We start from the raw sequence: 25,677 nt of genomic DNA on the forward strand, positions 1-25,677 counted from the left end.
AGGCTGCCCCGGCCGGCCATGCTGGCTGGCCGGGGCAGTGAACTAACGCAGGCTTAGCCGGCGACCGGGGTGCGCCAGTCGTCCGAGCCGGAGGTACCGGACACTTCGTGGGTCCAGGTGATCTTGCGGTAGGTGAAGTGCACGTCTTCGAGGTGGGTGAAGTGCGCGTTGGCCGGGTCCTGGCAGTTGTGCATGTAGTCCTTGATGTCGACGATGATCGCGTCTTCGAGCTTGGTGGTGAAATAGTGCTCCTGGGTGCCGGCCGCCGAGGTGCGGTACCAGTGGATGACGATTTCGGTCAGGCGCTCGCCGGAGGTCAGCGCGGCCAGCAGCAGGGGCGACGCCTTGTCGAAGACCTTGGTGATGACCACCGGCTTGTGCACGCGCTGGCCGGTCGGCTGACCGGACTGCGGGTCGCGCGGGATGATTACTTCGTGGTTGAAGCCCTGGACCATGACCTGGTCTTCGTGGCCTTCCTGGTAGGTGTTGCCGACCGAATCGGCGGTGAAGGCACCGGCGGTGATCAGGCCTTGTTTGGTGCCGGTGACGGACATGTAGGCAGGTGTTGCCATGGGGGTTTGCTCCTTGCAAAAAGTGAAGCCGGACAGGCGAAAAATGCCGTGCGGCTGCAAGGAGACAGTTCAAGACCCGTGCCAACTGAAATTTAGTTGTTTTTAATCAGTGGCTTGCGTTTTTGCTGTACGTTTTTTGAGCACTTTTACGCGAGAAAACCCGAAAAAGTGCGCAACTTCTTGCGCAGTACTGTGCAAGAAGTTGCGCACTCGTCTGTAGGCCTTTATCCCAAAGGCCTAGGGAAATGTATGCACAGGGTTATCCACATTTGAGTGCGCAAGAAGTTGCGCAGTTGGTAAAAACGGCAGGGTAGGTTTTCAGCGCTTGAAAAGCGAAAAAACACGCCCCCAACAGCCCCCTTTCGACGCCAGCGCCTCCTGCAGTTGCCGCGCACTGATCGTGCGCTGGGCAGGGTCGAATGCCAGCGCAATTTTCAGCGCAGGCCAGCAGTGCGCGGGCAGGTTCGACGGGCGCGTCAGCGTGCGATCGAGCTGCTCGGCGCGGGCCTGAGTTGAAGGCAGGCGCCGATAGGGATGCTTGCCGCTGGCCAGCTCGTAGATCAGGCAGGCCACCGCATACATATCCGCCGCCGCACCCAGCATGCCGTGTTCCAGCAGTTCCGGTGCAGCGTAGCCAGGCGTCCAGGCGTTGAAGCGCTCGCGGCTGAGGTGGGCCAGCCCCGAAAGCACACCGGCATCGGCCTGGCCAAGACCAAAATCGAACAGGCGCACGCCGTCTTCGCCGAGCATCACGTTGCTCGGCTTGAGGTCGCCGTGAAACACCCCCCGGGCATGGCAGCAGGCCAGGGCTTCCAGCAGCGGCAACACGATCGCGTTCAACGCCTGCCCGTGCAGGCCCAGCGGTTGCTCGCACAGCAGTTTGTCCAGTGCAGGCCCACGCAGCAGCTCCAGGGTGATGAAGGCGCGCTGGCTCGGCGGGTCGATCTCGAAGCTGTACAGGTTGACCACCTGCGGGTGCGCCACGTGCCGGGTCAGGGCAAACTCGCTGAACAGCAGCGCGTTGGCATCCGGCGAGGCGGCCAGCGCCTCGCTCATGAGCTTGATCGCCACGCAGGGCTGCGGGTCACCGAACTGCTCGCGCAGCAGATCGCGGGCGCGATAGACCATGCCCATGCCGCCGGCACCGAGCAGGCGTTCGAGCCGATAGCGCCCGGCCAGCACCTGCGGCAGCGGCACCAGCGGCGGTGTCGGCGCCGGCTTTTTCTTGCCTGCGCGGCGCCCCTTGCGCTTGGCCGCAGCGGGCGCCGGGGTGGCCAACTGACCGTTGACGAAAGCGAAATAGGTGAGGTTGGCGTCGCGGGATTCGGTGGCCAGCAAGGCACCGAGGTCGGGCTGGTGTCTGCTCATTGGCGAATCACCACTGCGGTCAGGTTGTCCCCCGCCGCGCCGCGCAATGCCCCTTCGAACAGACGCTCCAGCGCGACCTGCGCCGACGCCAGGCTCAACGCCTTGCCCAGGGCATCGCTGCTCAGTTCCTGGTACAGGCCGTCGCTGCACAGCAGGAACGCATCGCCCGGGTATACCTGCAGCTCCAGCACCTCCAGGGTCAGCTGCTCGCTGGCGCCAAGGGCGCGGGTCAGGGCGCGAGCGCCCGGTTGCGCCCGCGCCTGCTCCGCACTCATCTGGCGCTGGTCGATCAACTGCTGCTGCAACGAATGGTCGCGTGACAGCTGATAAAGACGCTGCTGGCGCCACAGGTAGCAGCGGCTGTCGCCGGCCCAGATGCACGCGGCACGCTCGCCCTCGAGCAGCAGCGCCACCACCGTGCTGCCCATGATGCTGTCGTGATGTGCATCCGTGACGGTCAGTTCCTGGCCAAGGCGCCGGTTGATCCAATGCAGGCACCCGCGCACCCCTTCCAGGCGCTCGTCAAAACTGCCATGGGCCGGCAACTCGGCCAGGCTGGCGACGATCAGCTGGCTGGCCAGGTCGCCACTGCGGTAGCCGCCCATGCCATCGGCCACCGCCCACAGGCCCTGCGCCGGGCACTCCAGAAACGCGTCCTCGTTGCGCATGCGCACCTTGCCAGCATCCGTGCGCGCCGCGCTGCGCCAGCGTGCTCCAACCTGCATCTAGAGCGACCCCGGCAGACGAAAGCCGCGTAACACGCCAACGTCGAAAGGGTTGGGCGCACGCTGGCTGCTGAGCAGGTAGTTGGCCCGCAGCCCGCCCACTTCGGCCTTGAGCACCAGCACGTCGCGGCCCTTGAGGTACTCGGTCTGCATCAGGTCGAACAGGCGGAACAGCGACCACGGCCCGGTGTTCTTCTCGATGCCGATCGGGCGCTCGACCATGCGTTCGAGCACCAGGCTTGCGCGACCGTCCTGGGCATCGGTCGGCCAGTTGAAGGTCATGGGCACCACCGGGCCGTGGCGATAGTCCAGCTGCCGATCGCCAAAACGGAACTCGGCGCGGCTCACCGCCGAGTCCAGGGTGTAGGGCTCGAGCCTGAACTGCACCTGCGGCTGCGCCGGGTTCTCGGCGAAGAAGCTCTGGCGAATCGTCTGGGTCCTGGCCATCTGGTCCAGGTAGACCCGCGAGATCGGCAGGCTCTGGCCGTCGATGCTGCGCAGGCGGTAGCTGCCCGGGTCGCCGCTGATGAACGGGCGCAGGTAGGTGTCGAAGAAGCGCTCGGCGATGCCCTGGGCCTTGAAGAACTCGCGAAAGTCGTTGATCGCCACGTCACTGGTGCTGTGGGCATCGAACGGGTAGCGCTGCTGGATCGACTCACCGTAGAAGCCGTACAGCTCGCTCTGGTAGCGCTCGTTGACGTACTGGTAGGCATCGTTGAGTACCAGCCGCCAGCTGTCTTCGGCCAGCAGGTTGAACCAGCCATTGAGCGGTCGCGGCAGACGCCCGGAGGCGTTGCGCAGGGCGCTGAGCGCATCGCGCTGGCCCCCCATGCGGGTCTTGGCCAGTTCGAAGGCCATCTGCTCCGGCTGGCTGGCGCGGGCGAGGCCGGCCATCTGCAGTTGCAGGTCGTTGAGCGCCTGCAGCGCCGGGGTGAGGTCGGCGGAGGGACCATTGTTTTCGTCCAGCAGCCGATGCAGGGATTCGAAACGCCGCTGCAGGGACTTCTTCGCGGTGTCGGGCAGCGGCTTGGCCGCCACGGCGGGCTTGCTCGCCAGGGCGCCCTGGACCTTGCCGGCCACGGCGACCGCCGTGTTGGCCTTCTTGCCCAGCTTGACCCCCTGGGCCGGGTCGCTGGCCGGTGCCTCGGCGGGCTCATCGGTGCTGCCCGGCACGGGCTCGAAACGGGTGTTGTCGCGCACCTGCACCAGCAGTTGAAGTACCGGCGAGTTGGCCGAGGTGAGCCCGGCGAGCTGATCGGCGCCCTCGCCGGCATCGCCGAACGGTTGCAGGCCGACCTGGCCGACAGCCTCGCTCCAGTGGTTGGCGTAGTCGCGAAAGTACAGCTGTTCCAATCCTACCAGCAGGCGGCGCATGTCCATGTCGCTGATGCCGCTGCCCTCACCCAGGACCCAGTTGTCACGCAGCAGCTCGCTGACCAGGGTCGAGCCCTGTACCGAGAAATACTGCTCGTAGCCCTGCTGGGTGTAAAACCCCGGAATCACGTAGTCGGTGCCGAAAAACAGCCCGCCCTGGGGGCCCAGGTGCTGGCTGAGGCGGTAGTCGGGCAGGCTGCTGGCCTGCTCGCGCAGTACCCGGTACACCACGTTGACCAGCGATTCGCTGCGCAGCACCTTGCGTGCCTGGGCCACCAGTTGCGGGTCCAGCGGGTAGCTGAATGGCAGTTGCAGCAGGCGTTCGAAATGCCCGTTGAGCCCGTTTTGCACCGCCGTGTTGCCCGCGTAGCGGCGCGACCAGTCAGCGGCTACCCACTCCTGCAGCCAGGCGGCTTCGCGGCGGTCGGGCATGCTCAGCATCAGGTAGGCACGCAGGCTGTTGAGCAGGCGCTCACGGTCGCGCAGGTTGCCACGTATCTGCCCTTCGAGCTGTTTGGCCACCCGTGGCAGCAGTTGGGTGTGCAGGTCCTGTTCGTAGGCACTGCGAAGCAACGGATTGCTCTGCTCGCCCTGGTACAGGCCCAGGCGCTCATGCAGTGACGCATCACCCGAAGGCGGGAATACCTGGGTCGCGGCATAGCTGCTGTCCAGCGGCTTGAGCGCGGCCATGGCATCGCTTTGCGGGGTCAGCGCTGCACGCTGCCCGGCCCACACCTGACCGAGCCCGCGCAGCTGCTCGAGGCGGTCGTGGTTGGCACTGAAACCGCCCGCCCACAGCAACCCGCAGCACACCAGTACGCCCAGCGCGCCGACATACAGTGCGCGCTGCCCCCAGTCGATGCGTCGCCGCTCGCGCTGGTCGAGGCCGGCCAGGTCGGCCTCGGGGAAGATGACCCGGCTGAGCAGGTGATGGATGAACCGCGAACGCCCGCTGCGCAAGGTGGGTAGCACCGTGCTGGGCAGGCCCAGGCTGGCCCCGATGCTGGCGGTGTCCGGGTCCAGCTGCTGGACAAGGTGCGGCGCACTGGTGAGGTAGAACCCGCGAAGCTGGCTGGCGCGCTGGTAGCGATTGCCGGTGAAGGCGATGTCTACGAACAGGCACAGCTGCTCGCCGATCTGCGCCAGCTGGTGCGGGAAGTCGAGGATGCGCGCGCGCCGCTGTGTATCGCGCTCGTGGTGCATGCGCATGATCACCTGGCTGTTGAGGCGCCGCAGCAGCGCCTCGAAGGCCTGGCGCAGCACGGCCACATCGGTGCCGTTCTGCGCCTTGGTGAAGGTGCTGCCCAGTACCTGGTCGCTTTCTTCACGGCTGAGCTGGTCGAAGAAATCGTCGAACCCCTGCAACTGGTCGGCCTTGCTCAGCACCAGGTACACCGGCACCTGGACATGCAGGGTCTGCTGGATTTCCTGCAGTCGCGCATGGACCTGGCGCGCCAGGTTTTCCAGGCCCTTCTCGTCGCCACTGCGCAGCAGCTCGACCGGCACGCTGACCAGCACGCCGTTGAGCGGCCGGCTGCGGCTGCGTCGACGCAGCAGATTGAGCAGGGTACGCCAGGCACTGGCGTCGACCTCGGCGGTTTCCTGGGTCAGGTAGCGTCCGGCGGTGTCGATCAACACCGCGTGGTCGGCGAAATACCAGTCGCAATGACGCGTACCGCGGGTGTCGCGGGTGAGTTGGCGGTCCAGTTTGTTGAGCGGAAACTCCAGGCCGGAAAAGTCCAGCAGGCTGGTCTTGCCACTGCCCTGGGGGCCGATCAGCAAATACCAGGGCAGGTCGTTGCGCCAGCGCTCGCTGCGCCCGCCATACAGGCTCGAGCCCTTGAGCGTACGCAACGCCTCGCTGAAGCGGCTGCGCAGTTCCTTGTGGTCCTCGTCAATGCGCGCTTCACGGCGCAGGCGTTCCTGGCCGTCCTCGCTCTCTTCGACAGCCTTTTTCTGCACCCCGGCGCGCCAGCTGGCGAACACCATGCCCAGCCCCCAGCACAGGAACAGCGCACTGATGGTCAGCAGGCGCGAGGTGGCCGAGGCCCAGAAGCGGTGGTCGTCGACTGCCAGCAGCGGCCCCACGAACCACACCAGCAGTACCAGCGACAGCACCAGCAACAGCGTCCATACCCACGTCTTGCGCAAAAAATCGCCGACTTTCTTGAAGAAGTTTTTCATCACACGTCCCTGTTCTACTGCTGCGCCTGGACCGTTTCCGGGTCAAGCTGCTGAAAAGGTTGCAGCACGGCCTCGCGCTGCTCGCCCAACACCCAGGCGAACCCCGAATACATCACCACCAGGCAGATCAGCGCGAACAGCGTGACCATCCACCACGGCACCACCCGCACCAGGCTGCGACGCTGGTCGTTGAGCCCTTCCCACTGCGGCGAAAGTTCGCGCGGGGCATCCCCGCGCAGTTGCCGCACCTGGCGGAACAAGGCGTCGCGAATCCCTTCGAGTTCGAGCATGCCGCGCACCATCACGCGGTACTTGCCCTCGAACCCCAGCGACAGGCACAGGTACATGAGCTCCAGCATCGGCAGGTGCTTGACCGGGTTCTTCGACAGACGATCGAGCAGCTGGAAGAACTTCTCGCCACCGAAGGTCTCGTTGTGAAAGGTGCTGAGCAGGCTCATCTGCGCCCACTCGCTCTCGTTGCCCCAGGAGGTGGTGACCACGGCCTCGTCGAGCACCGAGCACAGCACGTAGCGCGCGGTCATCACCTGGCTGGGCTCGGCGCCGTTGTGCAGCGCATGGGCCTCGAACAGCTTGATGCCATGGTTGAGTGTCTGGTTGAGGGCGTCGAGGTCTTCGCGGCTGTCGCTGTGCTTGAGCCGCACCACGTGCGAGAGCAGGTCCGAGGCGGCTGCCACCAGGGTGTTGAGGCTGATGTTGATGGCCTCGGCCGGGCCCAGGCGAGCCGAGTAGATCATCCGGTCTTCCAGTTGCTCCAGGCGCGGCGTGGCCAACCCATCGGTCAGCGGAACCTGCCTGGGCGCCTGGCCCTGGCGGTCCACCAGCACGGTCTTGTCGTCCTGACGGTGTTCGATGTCCTTGTGCATGCGGTCAGTTCCTGATGGCCCAGAATTTCAGTTCGAGCTCGGCGAACTCGCCCGAGACGTGGAAGGCAAAACCACCGGAGCGCTCCAGCAGGGCCTGGTCTTCGGCGTTGAATTCGAGCAGGAAGTAGGTCTTGTTGGAATGGAACGGGATCTGCCGCGGCGCCACCGGCAACGGCACCACCTTGATGCCAGGCAGGTGCAGGTTGACCAGTTGCCGGATACGTTCCACCGGGCCGACCTTGAGGTGCGAGGGCAGGCGCGTGCGCAGGGTCTCGCTGTCGCAGTTGGCGCTGGCGGCCAGTACGAACGAGGCCGAGGCGAGCAGCGTCTGGTCGTGCACGGCGGCCACCAGGATGCCGTACTGGCGGGTTTGCAGGTCCAGTTCGATGGCGTGCTGTTCCAGCACCATCGACAGCACCTCGCGTATGCCGTCCATCAGCCGGCGAAAGCTCGCGCCCTGGTCGCTGTGCTGATAACGGCTGTCGGTACGCGGGCGCTTGGTGTCGCTGGCAAAGGTCGCCAGGTCCCCCAGCATGGTCAGCAGGGTGCGGTACAGCTCCTCGGGGTGCAGCTGGTCCAGGCCCAGGTAGTGACGCAGCAGCAGTTCGGTGCGATTGATCAGTTGCAGCATCATGAAGTCGCCCACCTCCGCGCCGCCGACCTTGCCGTTGGAACGGATGCGCTCGGCAATGGTGTCGCCACGGTGGCCGAACATGCTGATCACCTCCTTGAGGCACGACAGCAGGTAGCTTGAAGCGTGGGTGTGGATGAAGGTCGGCACGAACTCGGGGTCCAGGCTGATCACGCCGTCCGGGGTGGTGTCGAGCACGGCGCACAGCTTGAGCTTGACGTAGGCTTGATCGCCCTGCTGCTCGCCCAGCAGCAGGCGAAAGTCCGGCCGTGCACAGCTGATGTCGCTGTTGATGTCGTCACCGGCGTTGGAGTCGCTGACCGGGGTCTCGTAGGCGATGTAGCGCGCCAGCACATCGGACTGCTCCAGTCGCCGGGTCTCGATGTGGTTGCCAGTCACCAGCGGCAGTGCCAGGTACACCGGCGTGTTGCCGGTGTTGGGCGGTATGTCCAGGGCCAGCGGCTCGATGTTGCTGCTGAGCTCGAACAGGCTGCCGTCGGGCAGCACGCCGCTGGCCTGGCTGACCACCAGCTTGCCCATGCTCAGGAACTGCTGGTCGATCTCCAGGCTGAGAAAACCCCAGTTGTAGCTGCCCAGCAGCTGGGTGCGGGTTTTCATCTGGTAGTCGTAGTAGCGATCGTTGTGCTGGAAGTGCTGCGGACGCAGCAGCATGCCTTCCTGCCAGATGACTTTGTGCACATGCATGATCAGTTTTCCGTCCGGGCCAGTGTGGCGTTGCTGTTGCGAATGCCGGCCTGGTCCAGCGTCAGGCTGGCGCTGTTGAGTGCCTGCGGGGTGATCTGGACCACGTAGCGCCACTGGGTCTGCTCCAGGTCGCGGTAGGCCGCCAGCACGCCGACGTAGCGGCTGCCAGGTTCCACGCTCAGGCGCAGCGTCACGTGCTCACCGGGGCGCAGCTCCAGCTCTTCGCTGACCACCAGGTCTGGCGCCAGGGATTCCTTGGCCCGCTCGTACAGGCTGAAGAAGTCGGCATGCTCGAAGGCCACCGGGTGCTTGAGTTCGAACAGGCGCACCACGATCGGCGAGGGCCGGCCATTGAGGTCCGGGTTGAGCTGGTCACCGGCGTCGAGGGTCAGTTGCAGCTTGGTCAGTTCCGAGTACGGCGACAGCGCGGAGCAACCGGCCAGCAACAGCGCCAGCGCCATCAGGCCGGTGGAGAGAAAGGTCTTGCAGCGCAGCATGGGGATCATCCTTGAGCGTCGGTGTGAAGGGTGCCGATCAGGCGAACCTGTTCGGCGTAGGCCTGGGCGAAGTCGCGCGCCAGCAGGCGCTCGCTCCATTCATCGTCCTGGCCAAGGGCCTGGTGGTAGCGCACGTAGGCGCGCCACTGGCTGCCGGCAGTCCGCAGCAGCGGTGCCCGGCCGCGCTCGAACTGCAGGCCCAGCTGGCGTGGCGAAAAGTGCTCAAGCACACCCTGCAGCGCAGCGCGACAGGCCGTCAGCATCGCCACCTGATGCGCCTGCAGGTCGCGGTAGGCCTGGGTCAGTGCCTGGCTCGCAGGGAGCTGGCCGGGCGCGGCCGGGTGCAGCAACAGGCCCAGCGCCTGGCCGGCATCGGCGCTCGACTTCAACGGGTTGTGGCTGGCGCGGTGGGAGGTGGTCAGGGCCAGGCGCAACTCGTTCTTCAGTTCGCTGCGGGTGCGCAGGCTTTGCTGCACGCCGCCGATGCTCTGCTTGAGCAGGCCGGCCGCCTTGATCGCCAGGGCTTCACGGGCGCCAGGGTCGAGCCCGCCCAGATCGACCCCGAGGGCGGTACCAAAGGCTGCCCAGAACCGTTCGTTACATGCAGGTGCCGGCGGCGCCTGTGGTTCGTCGTCGGGTTCGGGCTGCGCCACCAGGTTGGGTACCAGCAGGCTTTCCATGTCTATGCGCGCGTAGTCGGGGCGCTGGCGGGCCACCGGTGCAACCGTGTCGAGTGCACTCAGTGCGTCGAGGGGCGAAGGTTCGACGTCCTGCTGGTCGAGGGCATGGAACGGGTCCAGCTCAAGAAAGGCGTCGTCAGGGATGATGCTGCCCGCGGCGCTGGGCAGGCCGACCTCGACATCGGCTGCGGTGCGGGTGACCAGGCGCGCGCGCACCTCGAAACCGCCCAGCAGGTACACGCTGTCCTGCTCGATTCGCTGCGCCTGCCCCTTGCGCAACTGCGCACCGCTGCGTCCGTCGCGGGTGCCGTTGCTGCTGATGTCGGTGAGGAAGAACACGCCCTCCTGACAGGTGACCAGCGCATGTCGCTTGGAAACATGCCGCTGCGGGTCGCTGATGACCCAGTCGCACGCCTCGTCGCGCCCGATCACGCCGCCTGCACGGGTGAAGGTCTTGCTGCGTCCCTGCGTTTCAAGAACCAGTTCCATGTTGATGCTCCTTGCACTCACTTGCCGCGGTTGGCTGCCTGCGGATCGCCCAGCGGGCGATAGGTGTCGTCGTTGAATTTGTAATTGCCGCTACAGCCGCCCAGGCCGCTGAGCACGATCAGCGCCAGCAGCAAGGCGGGCCATTGACGAACAGACATTTGCAGATCTCCATCGGTGGGCATTGCACGGGGCGCCGCCCGCCGGGGGCAGCGCACGGTTGTAAGGGAAAATGCAGCATCGCTCGCCATGGCCGCTCAACCTTCGAACTCGCCAAGGTTGATGTTCAGCCGCCCCAGGCGGTACAGCAGGGTGCGCCGCGGCAGGCCCAGCTCGCGTGCGGCCAGGGTCTGGTTGCCGGCGTTCTTGCGCAGGCAGTCGAGCAGCCAGTGGCGCTCCACGTTTTCAAGGCGGTCGCGCAGGTTCAGCCCGCTGTCCCCCGACGGTACTTCGCTGGCCGGGGCAACATGCTCAGGCAGCAGGCACTCGCCGTCGCACAGCAACACCGCGCGCTCCACCAGGCCCTTGAGTTCACGCACGTTGCCCGGCCAGGCGAGCCCGTCGAGGTAGGCCAGTGCCGCCGGCGACCACTGCAGGGGCTTGCGCCCCAGAAACTCGCAGGCCTTGGCAGAGAAATGCCGGGCCAGCACTGGCACATCGCCGCCGCGCTGACGCAGGGCCGGCAACTCGATGGGGAACTGCGCCAGGCGGTAGTACAGGTCTTCGCGAAAGCGCCCTTCGCTGACCAGCACCGCCAGGTCGCGGTGGGTGGCGGCGATGATGCGCACATCGATGGTGTGGGTGTCGTTGGAACCCAGCGGGCGGATCTCGCCCTCCTGCAGCACGCGCAGCAGCTTGGCCTGCAGCGACAGCGGCATGTCGCCGATCTCGTCGAGCAGCAGGGTGCCGCCGTGGGCGGCATCGAACAGGCCAGGGCGGTCGCGCAATGCGCCGGTGAAGGCGCCCCGGCGATAACCGAACAGTTCACTCTCCAGCAGGTTCTCCGGCAGGGCCGCACAGTTCTGCACCACGAACGGCCGGGTACCGCGCGGGCCGTAGTCGTGAATCGCCCGGGCCACGACCTCCTTGCCGGTGCCGGTCTCGCCCAGCAGCAGGACGGTGTAGGGGCTGTGCAGCACCTTGCTGATCAGCTGGTAGGCCTGGCGCATCGCGGCGCTGTTGCCGATCAGCCCGTAGTCGGTGGCGCCTGCGCGCGTGGCGGGCAGCGGCGCCGGCGCCGCCTCGGGCTGGTGCAGGCGTTGCAGCAACTCCATTTGCACCAGCACGAACGCCCCCAGCTGTCCCAGCGACTGGGCAAAGCCGCCCAGGTCGACGCTGGTACGGCTGGCACACAGCAGCAGGCCGGCGATGGCCTGCTGCGGGTTGAGCAGCGGTACGCACAGCAGCGACTGCCAGGGGCTGTGCAGCACCGGCAGGAAACTGGTGTCGAGCAGGCTGGCGGGCAGGTCGGCAAGGCTTACCGAACGGTTCTGGCACAGCGCGAACTGCAGCAGTTGCTCGCCGTTGTAATCCACCGGCACGCTGGCGGCAGCACGCGGCTGCAAGGCCCCGCCCAGCCATTCGGCGGCAAGGCTCAGCGAAGTGTGGGTGGCATCGAGCAGGTACAGCTGACTGAGCTCGCAACCGCTGAGCTCGGCCACCGCCTGCACGAAGCGCTCCTGCAGCGCGGGTTCCCGGCCCGTACGCGACAGGCTGGCGAAGTGCGTCAACAGGGCTTCGGCATAGCGCAAGGGCTGCGGCACGTGGGTGAACATCACCCCCACCTCAGGCAAACTCGCACCTCACGCCCGTATCGCCATCGAGCGTGGCATGCACCTGCTGCAACGACTCCCCGGCCGCCATCGCTGCCAGCAGCCGGTCAGCCACCTGCGGCATCAGGTGCAGGTCGAGCAGGTGGTCGATCAGCCGCGCGCCGCTATCGCCCTGGGTGCAACGCTCGGCCAGGTGCTCGACCAGCGCCGGGGCATAGGTGAAACCCAGTTGCCGGCGCAGCAGCCGCTGGCCAAAGCGCTGCAACTTGATCTCGACCAGCTCGCGCAGCACCGGGCCGCTCACCGGGTAATACGGCACCACACGCATGCGCGCCAGCAAGGCCGGTTTGAAATGCCTGCTCAAGGCGGGCCGTATGGCCTGTTCCAGCTGCTCGGCAGAGGGCCGTTCGGCGCCTTGGCAAAGGCTCGCGATCTGCTCGCTGGCCAGGTTGGAGGTCATCAGGATCAGGGTGTTGCGAAAGTCGATTTCGCGCCCCTCGCCGTCGTTGGCCACGCCCTTGTCGAAGATCTGGTAGAACAGGTTCAGCACGTCCGGGTCGGCCTTCTCGACCTCATCCAGCAGCACCACGGAATAGGGCTTCTGGCGCACCGCCTCGGTGAGCATGCCGCCCTCGCCATACCCGACGTAACCGGGCGGCGCGCCGATCAGCCGCGACACGGTGTGCTTCTCCTGGAACTCGGACATGTTGATGGTGGTGATGAAGCGCTCGCCGCCATACAGCAGGTCGGCCAGGGCCAGGGCCGTTTCGGTCTTGCCCACGCCACTGGGCCCCACCAGCAGGAACACCCCGACCGGCGCATCGGGCTTTGCCAGGCCGGCGGCGTTGGCCCGCATCGACCGGTCCAGTGCCTGCACGGCCTGCTCCTGACCACGGATACGCGCACGCAGGTCTTCGGCAAAGCGCATGATCCTGGCGTTGTGCTCGCGGGCCAGTTGCTCCAGCGGCACGCCGGTCCAGGCACTGATCACTTCGGCCACCAGGCGCGGGCACACTTCGAAGCTGACCAGGCGCTCTTCGGCCTGCGCCGCTTCCAGCAGGCTGCGGGTGGTCTCCAGGCTGGCCTGCAGTACGGCCACGTCATCCCGTGCATTGCCCTGCTCGCGGGCTTCGGCCAACTGCCGGCGCAGGTCCAGCACCTGCTCGGCCAGCGCGCGCTGCTGTTCCCAGCGCACCTGCACGGCCTGCTGGTCGGCCTGGTCGCTGCGCAGTTGCGCCTGCAACAGGTGCAGCGCCTCTTGGTCTATGGCCACACCGGCTTCGGCGTCGCGCTGCTGCGCCTGCACCTGCCGCTCGCCCTCGGCCAGCGAGGCACGCAGGCGTTCCAGGCGTTGCGGCGCGGCGGCCAGGCTGATGCGCACCCGGGCACAGGCGGTGTCGAGCACATCGACCGCCTTGTCCGGCAACTGTCGCCCGGCCAGGTAGCGCGCCGACATGTGCGCCGCCGCCACCACCGCATCATCGCGCAGGTAGATACCGTGACTCTTCTCATACACCTGGGCCAGGCCGCGCAGGATGGTCACCGCCTCGTCCGCTGTCGGCTCGTGCAGTTGTACCGGCTGAAAGCGCCGGGCCAGGGCCGGGTCCTTCTCGAAGTACTTCTTGTACTCGCTCCAGGTGGTGGCGGCGATGGTGCGCAGCTCGCCCCGCGCCAGTGCAGGCTTGAGCAGGTTGGCCGCATCCGAACCGCCGGCGTTGCCGCCCGCACCGATCAGGGTGTGGGCTTCATCGATAAACAGGATGACCGGTCGGGGCGCGGCCTTGACCTCGTCGATCACGCCCTTGAGGCGTCGCTCGAACTCGCCCTTGACGCTGGCGCCGGCCTGCAGCAGGCCCATGTCCAGCGCCAGCAGCTCTACCCCGCGCAGTGCCGACGGCACTTCGGCGGCGGCAATGCGCAGCGCCAGGCCCTCGACGATGGCGGTCTTGCCCACACCGGCCTCGCCCACCACGATGGGGTTGTTCTTGCGCCGCCGGGCAAGGATGTCGATCATCTGGCGCAGCGCTTGATCGCGGCACAGTACCGGGTCGAGTCGGCCGTCGCGGGCCTGCTGCGTGAGGTTGTGGGTAAAGCGCTGCAGCATCGACTCGCCCTGCCCGCCCGCGGCACCCTGCGCTGCAACCGGCCGGGACGCCAGGGCGAAACCCTTGAGGCGCTCGATGTTCAGGCGGGCCAGCAACGGCTGGTAATGGCTGCCGGCATAGCGCACGGGGTTGCGCAGCAGCGCCAGGATCAGCGCAGCCTGTTCGACCTGGCTGCTGCCCAGTTCGAGGTTGGCCACCAGCAGCGCATCCTGCAGCCACTGCACCAGTTCGGGGGCGAACACCGGGTTGCGCGAAGCGCTGTGTTCAAGCTGCACCTGCAGGGTGGCGCGCAGTTCGCCCGGCGCCACGTCGGCGTCGTGCAAGGCCCGTTCAAGAAGGCCTTCGGGGCAATCGAGCAATTCCAGCAGCAGGTCCTCGACCAGGATCCTGCTGCCGCCACGTGCCACGCAACGTTCGGCGCAGCGCTCCAGGTCACGACGGGTGTCGGCGTCCAGCGCCTGGATGAGTTGTTGCAGGTCTACGGTGATCATGTCCATCGGTCCTTAATGAATTTTGCTTCCCAGGGTCACCACGCCATCGGCGCGTTCGTGACCGAGCCAACTCGTCCATCCCAGACGGCAGGCGTTGTCCTGGCCGATACGCAGCTCGCGAATCTCTTCCTGGCGCAGCACCAGGCGGATGTCGTAGTCCAGCGGGTCGCGCAGGGTGAAACGCACCAGGGCACACAGCGGCTGATAGCCGAAGCCGATCGGCAGGAATTCGTGAAAGCGCTGCCAGTCGAGCTGGGTGATGTGGATGCGGAACTTGCCGTTGCGATCACGCACCCGCTCGCCCAGCACCACGTCCTCGCCCAGCAGGCTGTTGGCGCGCCCCAGGCGATTGCACTGCTCCTGCAGGATGACCACGCGACGTTCGATGCACTGCTCGATGACCAGCTGCGCATGCTTGAAGTAGTAGCGCAGCACCGCCTCGATCAATGCCGCCGAGTGGGCGCGCAGGCTCAGCAGGCCCAGGTAGGGCAACAGGCGCTTCCAGTTCAATTCGCGGGCCTCGCGAATGTGCTCGCCACCCAGCCCGATCAGGGCGAACAGCTGCGCCGAGAATGGGTCCATCGCCCCGCTCTGGAAGCGTGCGCGATAACGGTACTTGCGCCAGATGGGCAGCATCAGGCGCTGTAGCCGATGGTGGAACACGTCGAGAAACTGCCGGGTCGTGTTGCCGTCCTCGCCATCGCCCAGCGCCTGCTCCACGTAGAACGCCGGCAGCGGCGAGCTGGCGCCGCACAGGCCGATCAGGTTGAAACGCAGGCGTGCACGCATCTGCCCGCGGTCGTCGAAGAACTCGACGCGATCGACGTCGCTGCCCGGAAAGCCCAGGCTCGGATTGGCCTGGAACTCCAGCTGGTCGTACAGTTCCTCTTCGCTCAGGTGCGGATGGAACTCGCGCAGCCGGTCGATGACCAGCAGCACGGCCTGAAACAGCGAGTACTCGCGTATTGCGTGGCTCAGCCCGCTCAAAGCAGGGGCTGCAGGCCCATACGTGGTGTCCATTGGTACACCTCTCCCTGGGTACTTCTGACCCGCAACTCGTGGTACGAGTTGAGGCTGGCATAAAGGGCAAAGAACTCGTTGAGCACCGAGGCGAACACGAACAGGTCGCCTTCGCCGATGTAGCCTTGCGGGTCGATGGTCAGTTCGGTGCGCAGCCCGCGCAGGGGCAGGCCGCGATGCAGTCGGTCGACATGCTCGTGACGGATCGACTTGAGCCCGCCGAGCAGGCGCTTGCTGACCTTCTCGGCATGTTGGTCGTAGTAGCGCGGCAAGTCGTAGGTTTCCAGGATCACCTTGAGCGCATCGACGTTGGCCAGCGACAGGTAGTTGAGCGACATGTTGCTGATCAGCTTCCACAGGAAGTCCCGGTTCAGGGGCGGTGCGTAGCTGGCCGTGACCGGGGTGATGTTGCGGAAGGTGAGAAACTCCGGGGTCTGCTCGGACGGCTGGTCGATATCACCCAGCTTGAGCCGGCGCGGCAGGTTCTGGTTGGTGCAGGTGAGCTCGATGGACAGCGTCTCGTGGGTGCGGGTATCGCGTATTCCGAAGCTCAGGTAGGTGTCCAGGCCGTCATGCAACAGCGAGGAGCGCTGGCGAATGCTGTAGTGCGGGCTGGTCTGCGGCACGTCGAAACTGGGGTCGTGCTCGAACGACTCGAACGGCACATAGGCCTGGTAGCCCACGCCGCCGGGCTTCCAGCCGGTCACGCTGTGCACCGAGAACACCCCGCAGTTCTCCAGGTCGTACTCGGCGGGCAGCAGCAGGTATTCGTCCTGCTTGCCATCCAGGCGAATCGGCAGGGCATCGTGCTGGAACAGGTTGGCGATAGGGGTGCAGTACAGCTTGACGTTGTCCAGCGTGGGGCGCATGCGCTGGATACCGCCCCTGCGGATGTCGAAACGTATCTCCAGCCCACGCATCTGCTTGAGGGTTTCCGTGCCCAGGGACTTGAGTGCCTCCAGGCCGTCGAGGTCGACGAACAGGAACTTGTCCTGGAAGGCGAAGTACTCCTGCAGGTAGCGGTAACCGCGAAAGGTGTTCAGCGGGTAGGGAATCAGCGCCTCTTCCTCGGCGAAGCCGACCGGCTGGATACGGTTGCCAGCCAGGCGCACTGTCACGTTCTCGCCACTGGCGCGCACCAGCGGCTTGCCATCGCCCCCCAGTGGCACCAGCTCGATGCCTTCCACGTTGCGCAGCAGGCACAGGTAGAGCATCTGGCTGATATAGCGCTCGCCTGCCAGGTGCAGGCGCAGGCGGCTCAGTTCCAGCTCGCCGACATGCCCGTCGCAGCTCATCTCCAGGCGCAGGCTGAGCAGCGCCCCATCACCCTTTACCGAGTAATTGAGCGCGGTGAGGTCCAGGGCCATGACATCGGTGGGGTAGCAGGTGCGAAAACGGCAGCGCACCTCATCGATCGGCTGGCTCTCGACCGGTGTATCGCGCGCCACCCGCAAGGGCGGGCCGGACTGGCCCAGCGGGTCGAACTGCAGGATGCTGAACGCCGGCAGCGGGCGCATGTAGTTGGGCCACAGCAACTGCATCAGCGAATGGCTCAGCTCGGGCAGTTCGTCATCGAGCTTCTGGCGCAGGCGCCCGGTGAGGAAGGCAAAGCCCTCGAGCAGCCGCTCCACGTCCGGGTCGCGCCCGGCCTGCCCCAGAAACGGCGCCAGGGCCGGGCTGCGCTCGGCAAAGCGTCGCCCCAGCTGGCGCAACGCGGTGAGCTCGCTCTGGTAGTAATGATTGAAGGACATGCTCGGTTACCTGTTTTGCATGCTCAGGAACGTCCTGTTCGCGAGACGACAGCGCGGTGCGCGTCTCAGTTGACCTGCACCTGCCCGCCGCCCTCCAGGCGCGCGGAAAAACTGACCTGACGCTTGATCCCGTCCAGCTCAAGCAGGCCTTCGATGCTGAAAGCCAGCTTGAGCTGATCGTGATCACGCGGCAGCGACACCACGCGCACATTGGTCAGGCGCGGTTCGTAGGCTTCGATGAACTGCTCGATGGCCTGACGCGCCTGGCTCAGCGCGTCATGCAGGCTCAGGCGCATGTCATTGAGGTCTGCCAGCCCGTAATCGGGCAGCGTCTGCACGCTGCCCGCACGGGTACTGAGCATCTTGCCCAGGTGCACCGCCACCGAGGTCATGGCAGCCCTCTCGCGGCTCCAGCCGCGACGCTTGTCGGCTTCGCCGCCCAGACGCTCGAAAAGGCTGCCATATCCGCTCATGTACGCGCCCCCGCTTACTCTTTATCCAGCTTGCCGACCAGCGACAGGGTGAAGTCGGCGCCCATGTACTTGAAGTGCGGGCGCACGTTGAGGCTGACCCGGTACCAGCCCGGCTCCCCTTCCACATCGCTGACGATGATCTGGGCCGCGCGCAGCGGACGACGCCCACGCACCTCGGCGCTCGGGTTCTCCTGGTCGGCCACGTACTGGCGGATCCACTTGTTGAGTTCCAGCTCCAGGTCGGTGCGCTCCTTCCACGAGCCCAGCTGCTCGCGCTGCAGTACCTTGAGGTAGTGGGCCAGGCGGTTGACGATCATCATGTACGGCAGCTGGGTACCGAGCTTGTAGTTCAGCTCGGCGGCCTTGCCCTCGGCGCTGATGCCGAAGAACTTGGGTTTCTGCACCGAACTGGCGGAGAAGAAGGCGGCGTTGTCACTGCCCTTGCGCATGGTCAGGGAGATGAAGCCTTCCTCGGCCAGCTCGTACTCGCGACGGTCCGACACCAGCACTTCGGTGGGGATCTTGGTCTCGATCTCGCCCATGCTTTCGAAGTGGTGCAGCGGCAGGTCTTCCACCGCGCCACCGCTCTGCGGGCCGATGATGTTCGGGCACCAGCGGAACTTGGCGAAGCTGTCGGTCAGCTTGGTGCCGAACGCATAGGCGGTGTTGCCCCACAGGTAGTGCTCGTGGCTGTTGGCCACGGTTTCCTTGTAGACGAACGACTTGACCGGGTTTTCCTCCGGGTCATAAGGGTTGCGCAGCAGGAAGCGCGGCACGGTGAGGCCGATGTAGCGCGCGTCCTCGGACTGGCGAAAGCTCTGCCACTTGGCAAACTGCGGGCCTTCGAAGTGGTCCTTGAGATCCTTGAGGTCCGGCAGGCCGGTGAAGCTTTCGAGGCCGAAGAACTTCGGACCGGCAGCGGCGATGAACGGCGCATGGGACATGCACGCAACGCTGGAGACGTACTGCATCAGCTTGACGTCGGGGGAGCTGGGCGACATGAAGTAGTTGGCGATGATCGCGCCCACCGGCTGGCCACCGAACTGGCCGTACTCTGCGGTATAGATGTGCTTGTAGAGACCGGCCTGCATGACTTCGGGCGAGTCCTCGAAGTCGTCCAGCAGGTCCTGCTTGGAGACGTTGAGAATTTCGATCTTGATGTTTTCGCGAAAGTTGGTGCGGTCGACCAGCAACTGCAGGCCACGCCAGGCCGACTCCAGCGACTGGAAGTCGGGGTGGTGGAGAATCGCGTCCATCTGGCGGCTGAGCTTGGCATCGATCTCGGCGATCATGCGGTCGACCATGGCCTTCTTGACCGGTTCGCCGTCGTTGTGCGGCTTGAGCAGCTCTTCGATGAAGGCCGACACGCCGCGCTTGGCAATGTCATAGGCTTCATCGTCGGGCGTCAGGCGGGTTTGCGCGATGATGTTGTCGAGAATGCTGTACTCGCCATCGGTGCTGCTGGTTTGCTGTGCTGCGCTGGTGCTCATGGTGTTCTTCCTTGACGGGGGAGGCTCAAGCGTCGGTGGTCGGCGTGGCGCTCAGGCCCAGTTCGCCGAGTACGCGGGTGCGCGACTCATCGTCGGCGAGCACGCCTTCGATGGCCTTGCGAAAAGCCGGTGCGTTGCCCAGCGGGCCCTTGAGTGCCACCAGCGCATCGCGCAGTTCCATCAGCTTCTTGAGCTCTGGCACCTGCTCGACCAGGCTGGCCGGGTTGAAGTCCTTCATGGAGTTGACCCGCAGGCTGATGCCCAGCTCATCGCTGGCGCTTTCGTCGTCCTGCAGGCGGTTGGGCACGCTGAGGGTCAGGCTCAACTCCTGCTTGGCGAGCACTTCGTCAAACGTCATCTTGTCGATGCTGATGGGCTTGCGGTCCTCTACCTTGCGTTCGTCCGGACGCTGGGTGTAGTCACCGATCGCGAGCAGCTTCAAGGGCAGTTCGATTTCTTCCTGGGCACCGCCCGTGGCAGGTTTGAACGTGACGTTGATGCGTTCCTTGGGGGCTACCGAGCCTTCTTTGGCCATGGCTTTTCTCCTTGCGTTTGCGGCCCGGGGGCCTAGTCGAGTACCACTTCGAGGTCGAGGTGGCACAGCCTGCGATAAACCTCATCCTTGCGTTCGCGCACGGCGTGGTTCTGCGGCAGCAGCTCACAACAGCTGTGCAGCAGACGCAGTACTTCCAGTGCCAGGTCCGGCTCCCACTGATGCAGGCCGGCCTGTTGCAGTTCGTGATCGAGGGCTTCGAGCTGGGTCTTGGCCAGTTCGTACTTCTTGGCCAGAAAGCACAGCCGCGCCTGGCTGAGCTGCCAGAAAAAGCGCACACGCCCGCCTTGAGCCGCCTGCATGCCCTGCTTGAGTATCTGCACGGCAGGCTTGAGGCCGTCCTTGCGCAGCACGGGCAGCACCGCCTCCAGGGCCAGCTCCCAGGGTGGCAGGCTGGTCGCGAGGTCGGTCTCGACCTTGCGCGGTGCGCTGGTGCTCTGCAGGTGCGGCATGACGCTGGCGTTGATCCAGCCCCGCGTCGCCGGGTCGGCAAACGGCGTGCCGTCATGAAAGCGCAGCTCCACCACCCCGGGCAGGCGCTGCAGCAGTTGCGCGAAGTGGAACTCCACCTCGCGCATGCCCTGCTCGGCGTTGAGTTCCAGCAGGCACTCCCAGACCATGCGCTGGCCGTCGAACCAGAACGGCGACTTGGCCAGGCTGGCCTCGAGCTCCATCAGCAGGTCGGCGTACTGGCCGTTGGCAAAGCGTTCCTGGTAGATCTTCAGGCGGTCGACCGGCAACCCGCGCAGCACGGTCACCTGTTCGGCATTGCGCTCGGGCACCGCGTCGATCTGCAACCACAGCAGCGTGCGGTTGAGGCGCAAGGCGCGCACGTCGGTGGCCTTCTGCTTGAGCCACCAGTTCGATAACGGTCGAGCGCCATCCTGCAGGGTGCGTAACACCTTGTGCGCGTCTTTTTCGCTGTCGACGGGCGCGCCGGGGGTGAGCAACTGGGTGGCGGCCTGCTTGACCTGGGCCACGACCGCGCCCACAGCACCAGGTTCGGGCTGATTGTCGGCAGCACGTTGCACCATGCTCGACAGGCGTCGGCACAACGGCAGCAACAGCGGCGCCTCATCGCCCAGGTGCGTGGTCAGGGCTGCATCGAGCGCCTGCAGGCTGTCGACCAGGCGGCGGAACAGCGCCAGTTGCTCCTTGATCGCGACGTTTTCACCCAGTACCTGCTCCAGGCGCGGCACCAGCCAGCCGATGGCCGCGGCCCGCGTGCGCGGCTTGGCCGGGTGCACCTGCGCCCAGTGCTGCTCGCACAGGTGCTGCAACAGCCCCACGCCGGCCAGCAGGCCCGGGAAGGATTCGCGTTGATACAACGCCCACGTCAACCAGGCGGCAACCCGCAGGTCCTTGGACTGTGTGCGCAGCAGCGTCTCGCTGTTCTCGAGCACGCGGAGCCAGTCGATCTGGCCGCTCTCGTGAACGGACTGAGCCTTGTTCAACTCGCCTTCCAGTGCTTCGTACTCACTGGAAAAACGCACGTCCTCGCCCGCAAAACAGTCTGGTGATACAGCCTGCCGGGCAACCTCGTGGTAACGAGCGTGCAACTTGCTTGAGTAGGACATCCTTGGCCTGTAGTTGGACTGCAGGCCCCGCGCCGGCCGAAAACGCCCAGGCGGCACGGGGCCTACCAAAACAGCGTCAAACACCCATCCGTGGGTTCGCTGCCTTAAGTGAGGGGGCACATCCTAGATAGGGAAATGGCACATTGCAATCAACACAGCGTGTGCAATTTGTATCAAAAAGCAGGAAACCATTCCGCTGACGAACAGGACTGGCACTTTGCCACACTTCAAGGCATGCTAGCCGCCCTTCGGGCGTGCAGCTTATAGTGCGCGCCTGGAACCGGGATGCGACAGGACTACCGCACACTGCGCCGCTTGTCGCTGCGTAGCGATCACCTGCCACAGCCTCACGCAGGAACAGCGTTTGACCAATCTGACTCAGCCTTCATCCCCGCGCAAAGCCACGAGTGCGTCCGGTTCGCCCTTACGTGGCTCGCTCAAAGGCGCGTTGGCCATCCTGGTGCTGCTGTTGCTCGCGCTGCTGTTCTGGCAGGTGTTCGAGCAGTTCCGCCATACCCAGGCCGATCGCCGCCAGCAGAGCCTGGATGCAAGTGCCGAACTGGCCAGCCAGCTCAACCTGAGCCTGGCATTGAACGCGCAAAAAGCCCTCACCCTGCTGCAACCCTACCCTGCCGCACCGGCCGTCACCGACCTGCCGCCGCTGCTCGAACACCTGCACGCACGCCTGCCCGCCCTGCGCAGCCTGGTGTGGGTGGACGCCCAGGGCGCGTTGCTGCGCGACAGCGCGGGCATCAGTGCCGACCGCAAGGCGCTCCAGGAGCTGCTGCACCTGGGCCAGGAGCGCCCGTACTACTTCAGCAACAGCGACGACAACAGCCTGGTCTACCTGCTGCTGCAGCACCCCGACAGTGACACCCGTGGCTATTGGCTGCTGCGCCTGGCCCCGGAGTACTACCAGCAACTGAGCCAACCCCTGGACCACGCCGCGCCACCTCTGTGGCTGCTGGAAAACAGCCGCACGGCTCAGGTCATCGATCGCCACGCGCCGCCGCTCGATGCGCGCGACGCCAGCATCGAGCCGCCGCAAAGCGTGCTGCTGGCGTACCTGGACAACAGCGACTGGCAACTGCGCGGCCTGTTCGATGCCGCCTACAGCCGCCAGCAACTGCTGCCGGCCTTGATCGGCAAGTGCGTGCTGGGCCTGGTGTGCGCGCTGATCCCGCTGCTGGCGCTGATCAGCATGCGCCGCCGTCACCGCGCCCTGCAGGAAGGTCGGCGACGCTATCAGGACATCTTCGAAGGCACGGGCGTGGCCTTGTGCGTACTCGACCTGTCGGGGCTGACCGAACTGCTGGAACGCCTGCGCCTGCGCAGCACAGCCGAGCTGGCCCAGCGCCTGGCCCAGGATGTATCGCTGCGCCACAGCCTGCTGGACGAGCTGAAGGTTACCGAAGTCAATCAGGTGGCCCTGCAACTGCTGGGCGCCGGCTGCTGCGAGAGCGCCTGGCAGCGCCTGATCGAAGGCCACTCGCCGGGCGCCGACGGGGTGGGCATGCAGTTGGTCGAGGCAGTGGTGCAGGACCTGCGCCTGCTGGAGCTGGAAGTGCGGCTCAGCGACCCCCAGGGCCAGGACCAGCACCTGTGGCTAATGGTGCGCTTCCCCCAGGCACGGCGTGACTACCAGGCCGTGATCCTGAGCATCAGCGATATCACCAGCCGCAAGCGCGTGGAGCTGTCGCTGCTGGAGCGCGAAAGCTTCTGGTCGGACGTGGTGCGCACCGTGCCCGACCAGCTGTACGTGCAGGATGTGCACAGCCTGCGCATGATCTTCAGCAACCGCCACCTGGGCCAGACCCTGGGCTATTCGCGCAGCGAGCTGGCGCAGATGGGAGAGTACTTCTGGGAAGTGCTGCTGCACCCGCAGGACGCCGAGCTGTTTCGCCAGATGCGCCAGCAGCAGCGCCAGAGCGGCTATGTGGAGCAGTTGCATTGCCAACTGCGTTTTCTTCACCACGACCAGAGCTGGCGACGCTACGACATTCGCGAACAGGCCCTTACCCGCGACCCTGACGGCACGGTGCTGCGCATCATCGGGGTGGGCAAGGACGTCACCGACCAGATCGAGGCGAGCGAGTCGCTGCGCGACAGCGAGCAGCGCTACCGCATGCTCGCCGAGAGCATCAGCGACGTGATCTTCTCCACCGACCCGCAGTTGCAGCTCAACTACGTCAGCCCTTCGGTGCAGACGGTACTGGGCTACGACGTGCCGTGGATCTTCGCCAACGGCTGGCAGTCGACCATTGCCAACCCGGCGCAGCTGACCGGCGTGTTCACCCTGTTCGAACGGGTCAAGCGGGCCCTCGAGGAACCCGCCGCGCTGGAACGCCTGCGCACCGAGGTGACCACCCAGCTGTTCCTGTTCGACTGTCTGCGCGCCGACGGCCGCAAGATCCCGATCGAGCTGCGCGTGGTACTGGTGTGGGACGAGCACAACCATTTCGAGGGCATCCTGGGCGTCGGCCGCGACATCAGCCAGCAACGCCGCGCCGAGAAAGACCTGCGCATGGCCGCCACGGTGTTCGAGCATTCCACCTCGGCGATCCTGATCACCGACCCGGCCGGCTACATCGTGCAGGCCAACGAAGCCTTCAGCCGGGTCAGCGGCTACGCGGTGAGCGACGTGCTCGACCAGTTGCCGAGCCTGCTCACCGTCGACGAACAGCAGGAAGCCCACCTCAACTACGTGCTCAAGCAACTGCACCAGCGCGGCACCTGGGAAGGCGAGGTCTGGCTCAAGCGCCGCAGCGGCGAGCACTACCCGGCGTGGGTCGGCATCACCGCGGTACTCGACGACGAGGGTGACCTGGCCAGCTACGTATGCTTCTTCACCGACATCAGCGAGCGCAAGGCCAGCGAACAGCGCATTCACCGCCTGGCCTACTACGATGCCCTGACCCACCTGCCCAACCGCACGCTGTTCCAGGACCGCCTGCACACCGCGCTGCAGCAGGCCGAGCGGCAGAAGGCCTGGGTGGTGCTGATGTTCCTGGACCTGGACCGTTTCAAGCCGATCAACGACTCCCTGGGGCATGCCGCGGGCGATCGCATGCTCAAGGACATGGCCGAACGCCTGCTCGACTGCGTACACGACGACGACACCGTGGCACGCATGGGCGGCGACGAATTCACCTTGCTGCTGCAACCCAAGGCCACCCGCGAAATCGCGCTCAACCGCGCGATCCACGTGGCCGAGCAGATCCTGGGCAGCCTGGTGCGACCGTTCGTGCTGGAGAACCGCGAGTTCTTCGTCACTGCCAGCATCGGCATCGCCCTCAGCCCGCAGGACGGCAGCGAGCTGAGCCAGCTGATGAAGAACGCCGACACCGCGATGTACCACGCCAAGGAGCGCGGCAAGAACAACTTCCAGTTCTACCAGGCCGACATGAACGCCAGTGCGCTGGAGCGCCTGGAGCTGGAAAGCGACCTGCGTCATGCGCTGGAGCAGAACGAATTCATCCTCTACTACCAGCCGCAGTTCAGCGGCGACGGCAAGCGCCTGACCGGTGCCGAGGCCCTGCTGCGCTGGCGCCACCCGCGCCGCGGGCTGGTGCCGCCGGGCGACTTCATCCCGGTGATCGAGGAGCTGGGGCTGGTGGTGGACGTGGGCGACTGGGTCATCAGCGAAGCCTGCCGCCAGCTCAAGGCCTGGCACCAGGCCAAGGTGCGAGTGCCGAAGGTGTCGGTGAACATTTCGGCGCGCCAGTTCTCCGATGGCCAACTGGGCACGCGCATCGCCACCATCCTGGCCGATACCGGGCTGCCGCCGGCGTGCCTGGAGCTGGAACTGACCGAAAGCATCCTGATGCGCGAGGTCAACGAGGCGATGGTGATCCTCGACAGCCTGAAGAATCTGGGGCTGAGCATTGCGGTGGACGACTTCGGCACCGGCTACTCGTCGCTCAACTACCTCAAGCAGTTCCCCATCGACGTGCTCAAGATCGACCGCACATTTGTCGACGGTCTGCCCGAGGGCGAGCAGGATGCGCAGATCGCCCGCGCCATCATCGCCATGGCCCACAGCCTGAACCTGGCGGTGATCGCCGAGGGTGTGGAGACCCATGAGCAACTGGAGTTTCTGCGCGAGCACGGTTGCGACGAGGTGCAGGGCTACCTGTTCGGGCGGCCGATGCCGGCCAACCAGTTCGAGGCGCAGTTCAGCAACGAAACGTTGTTCATGTTCGAATGACGCATCGCGGGTCAAGCCCGCTCCCACAGGATGTTCTCGGCCCCCGAGAGCGGATACCGGACCTGTGGGAGCGGGCTTGACTCGCGATAAGTTCACACCGAGCCTGAATGAGCCCCGCTTGTCTGCGACATG

18 protein-coding genes are annotated in these 25,677 nt (G+C 65.7%); 1 reads left to right on the plus strand and 17 read right to left on the minus strand.

Going from position 1 to position 25,677, the window contains the following annotated elements; genetic code table 11:
- Positions 1-53: 53 nt before the first annotated feature.
- From V9K84_RS18340 to tssA, 17 genes are all read right to left on the minus strand, one after another.
- Positions 54-572, minus strand: a complete 519-nt coding sequence (locus tag V9K84_RS18340) for an Hcp family type VI secretion system effector (RefSeq protein ID WP_043859617.1) — start codon at positions 570-572, stop codon at positions 54-56.
- Between the two features lie 318 nt (positions 573-890).
- Positions 891-1,940: a serine/threonine-protein kinase gene (locus tag V9K84_RS18345; RefSeq protein ID WP_088513878.1), complete on the minus strand. Its 1,050-nt coding sequence runs from the start codon at positions 1,938-1,940 to the stop codon at positions 891-893.
- Positions 1,937-2,665, minus strand: coding sequence for a PP2C family serine/threonine-protein phosphatase (locus V9K84_RS18350; RefSeq protein WP_058540723.1), 729 nt, complete (start codon positions 2,663-2,665; stop codon positions 1,937-1,939). The genes V9K84_RS18345 and V9K84_RS18350 overlap by 4 nt, the downstream gene beginning before the upstream one ends.
- Positions 2,666-6,223 carry a type VI secretion system membrane subunit TssM gene (gene tssM, locus V9K84_RS18355; protein WP_088513879.1) on the minus strand — a complete coding sequence of 1,186 codons (3,558 nt, stop codon included), beginning with the start codon at positions 6,221-6,223 and terminating at the stop codon, positions 2,666-2,668.
- A 14-nt stretch (positions 6,224-6,237) separates the two neighbouring features.
- Complete coding sequence (gene icmH, locus V9K84_RS18360) at positions 6,238-7,107, minus strand: type IVB secretion system protein IcmH/DotU (RefSeq protein ID WP_088513880.1); 870 nt, start codon at positions 7,105-7,107, stop codon at positions 6,238-6,240.
- Between the two features lie 4 nt (positions 7,108-7,111).
- Positions 7,112-8,443, minus strand: a complete 1,332-nt coding sequence (gene tssK, locus V9K84_RS18365) for a type VI secretion system baseplate subunit TssK (RefSeq protein WP_088513881.1) — start codon at positions 8,441-8,443, stop codon at positions 7,112-7,114.
- 2 nt (positions 8,444-8,445) lie between these two features.
- Positions 8,446-8,940: a type VI secretion system lipoprotein TssJ gene (gene tssJ, locus V9K84_RS18370; RefSeq protein WP_043860551.1), complete on the minus strand. Its 495-nt coding sequence runs from the start codon at positions 8,938-8,940 to the stop codon at positions 8,446-8,448.
- Between the two features lie 5 nt (positions 8,941-8,945).
- Complete coding sequence (gene tagH / locus V9K84_RS18375; RefSeq protein ID WP_078481829.1) at positions 8,946-10,109, minus strand: type VI secretion system-associated FHA domain protein TagH; 1,164 nt, start codon at positions 10,107-10,109, stop codon at positions 8,946-8,948.
- A gap of 17 nt (positions 10,110-10,126) precedes the next feature.
- A complete protein-coding gene (locus V9K84_RS18380; RefSeq protein WP_043860553.1) occupies positions 10,127-10,267 on the minus strand; it encodes a hypothetical protein in 141 nt (46 codons plus the stop codon).
- Between the two features lie 96 nt (positions 10,268-10,363).
- Positions 10,364-11,881, minus strand: a complete 1,518-nt coding sequence (locus tag V9K84_RS18385; protein WP_088513882.1) for a sigma 54-interacting transcriptional regulator — start codon at positions 11,879-11,881, stop codon at positions 10,364-10,366.
- A 10-nt stretch (positions 11,882-11,891) separates the two neighbouring features.
- On the minus strand, positions 11,892-14,480 hold the full coding sequence (tssH, locus tag V9K84_RS18390; protein WP_168186815.1) for a type VI secretion system ATPase TssH: 2,589 nt from the start codon (positions 14,478-14,480) through the stop codon (positions 11,892-11,894).
- A gap of 6 nt (positions 14,481-14,486) precedes the next feature.
- Positions 14,487-15,494, minus strand: coding sequence for a type VI secretion system baseplate subunit TssG (gene tssG / locus V9K84_RS18395; protein WP_043860556.1), 1,008 nt, complete (start codon positions 15,492-15,494; stop codon positions 14,487-14,489).
- Positions 15,458-17,245 carry a type VI secretion system baseplate subunit TssF gene (gene tssF / locus V9K84_RS18400; RefSeq protein WP_054916573.1) on the minus strand — a complete coding sequence of 596 codons (1,788 nt, stop codon included), beginning with the start codon at positions 17,243-17,245 and terminating at the stop codon, positions 15,458-15,460. Before tssF ends, tssG begins: the two co-directional genes overlap by 37 nt.
- 65 nt (positions 17,246-17,310) lie before the next feature.
- Entirely contained in the window at positions 17,311-17,718 is a 408-nt protein-coding gene (gene tssE, locus V9K84_RS18405; protein WP_088513884.1) for a type VI secretion system baseplate subunit TssE, read from the minus strand.
- A gap of 14 nt (positions 17,719-17,732) precedes the next feature.
- Positions 17,733-19,208 carry a type VI secretion system contractile sheath large subunit gene (gene tssC, locus V9K84_RS18410; RefSeq protein ID WP_043860559.1) on the minus strand — a complete coding sequence of 492 codons (1,476 nt, stop codon included), beginning with the start codon at positions 19,206-19,208 and terminating at the stop codon, positions 17,733-17,735.
- Positions 19,209-19,233: 25 nt separating this feature from the next.
- Complete coding sequence (gene tssB / locus V9K84_RS18415; protein WP_043860560.1) at positions 19,234-19,743, minus strand: type VI secretion system contractile sheath small subunit; 510 nt, start codon at positions 19,741-19,743, stop codon at positions 19,234-19,236.
- A gap of 32 nt (positions 19,744-19,775) precedes the next feature.
- Positions 19,776-21,338 (minus strand): type VI secretion system protein TssA, encoded by a 1,563-nt coding sequence (gene tssA / locus V9K84_RS18420; RefSeq protein WP_043860561.1) that lies wholly within the window; start codon positions 21,336-21,338, stop codon positions 19,776-19,778.
- Positions 21,339-21,702: 364 nt separating this feature from the next.
- Here tssA and V9K84_RS18425 point away from each other — a divergent pair, with 364 nt between their 5' ends.
- On the plus strand, positions 21,703-25,545 hold the full coding sequence (locus V9K84_RS18425; RefSeq protein WP_088513885.1) for a bifunctional diguanylate cyclase/phosphodiesterase: 3,843 nt from the start codon (positions 21,703-21,705) through the stop codon (positions 25,543-25,545).
- Positions 25,546-25,677: the final 132 nt, after the last annotated feature.

The sequence above is a fragment of the Pseudomonas sp. AE27 genome, assembly GCF_037113495.1.
GTDB lineage: Bacteria > Pseudomonadota > Gammaproteobacteria > Pseudomonadales > Pseudomonadaceae > Aquipseudomonas > Aquipseudomonas palmensis.

Bases quoted from the DNA above. Each gene is read 5' to 3' on its own strand.
- V9K84_RS18345 (WP_088513878.1), bottom strand. From the start codon at position 1,940: ATGAGCAGACACCAGCCCGACCTCGGTGCCTTGCTGGCCACCGAATCC.
- V9K84_RS18380 (WP_043860553.1), bottom strand. From the start codon at position 10,267: ATGTCTGTTCGTCAATGGCCCGCCTTGCTGCTGGCGCTGATCGTGCTC.
- icmH (WP_088513880.1), bottom strand. From the start codon at position 7,107: ATGCACAAGGACATCGAACACCGTCAGGACGACAAGACCGTGCTGGTG.
- tssK (WP_088513881.1), bottom strand. From the start codon at position 8,443: ATGCATGTGCACAAAGTCATCTGGCAGGAAGGCATGCTGCTGCGTCCG.
- tssH (WP_168186815.1), bottom strand. From the start codon at position 14,480: ATGGACATGATCACCGTAGACCTGCAACAACTCATCCAGGCGCTGGAC.
- tssE (WP_088513884.1), bottom strand. From the start codon at position 17,718: ATGAGCGGATATGGCAGCCTTTTCGAGCGTCTGGGCGGCGAAGCCGAC.
- tssF (WP_054916573.1), bottom strand. From the start codon at position 17,245: ATGTCCTTCAATCATTACTACCAGAGCGAGCTCACCGCGTTGCGCCAG.
- tagH (WP_078481829.1), bottom strand. From the start codon at position 10,109: ATGGAACTGGTTCTTGAAACGCAGGGACGCAGCAAGACCTTCACCCGT.
- tssA (WP_043860561.1), bottom strand. From the start codon at position 21,338: ATGTCCTACTCAAGCAAGTTGCACGCTCGTTACCACGAGGTTGCCCGG.
- V9K84_RS18340 (WP_043859617.1), bottom strand. From the start codon at position 572: ATGGCAACACCTGCCTACATGTCCGTCACCGGCACCAAACAAGGCCTG.
- V9K84_RS18350 (WP_058540723.1), bottom strand. From the start codon at position 2,665: ATGCAGGTTGGAGCACGCTGGCGCAGCGCGGCGCGCACGGATGCTGGC.
- tssJ (WP_043860551.1), bottom strand. From the start codon at position 8,940: ATGCTGCGCTGCAAGACCTTTCTCTCCACCGGCCTGATGGCGCTGGCG.
- tssC (WP_043860559.1), bottom strand. From the start codon at position 19,208: ATGAGCACCAGCGCAGCACAGCAAACCAGCAGCACCGATGGCGAGTAC.
- V9K84_RS18385 (WP_088513882.1), bottom strand. From the start codon at position 11,881: ATGTTCACCCACGTGCCGCAGCCCTTGCGCTATGCCGAAGCCCTGTTG.
- tssM (WP_088513879.1), bottom strand. From the start codon at position 6,223: ATGAAAAACTTCTTCAAGAAAGTCGGCGATTTTTTGCGCAAGACGTGG.
- tssG (WP_043860556.1), bottom strand. From the start codon at position 15,494: ATGGACACCACGTATGGGCCTGCAGCCCCTGCTTTGAGCGGGCTGAGC.
- tssB (WP_043860560.1), bottom strand. From the start codon at position 19,743: ATGGCCAAAGAAGGCTCGGTAGCCCCCAAGGAACGCATCAACGTCACG.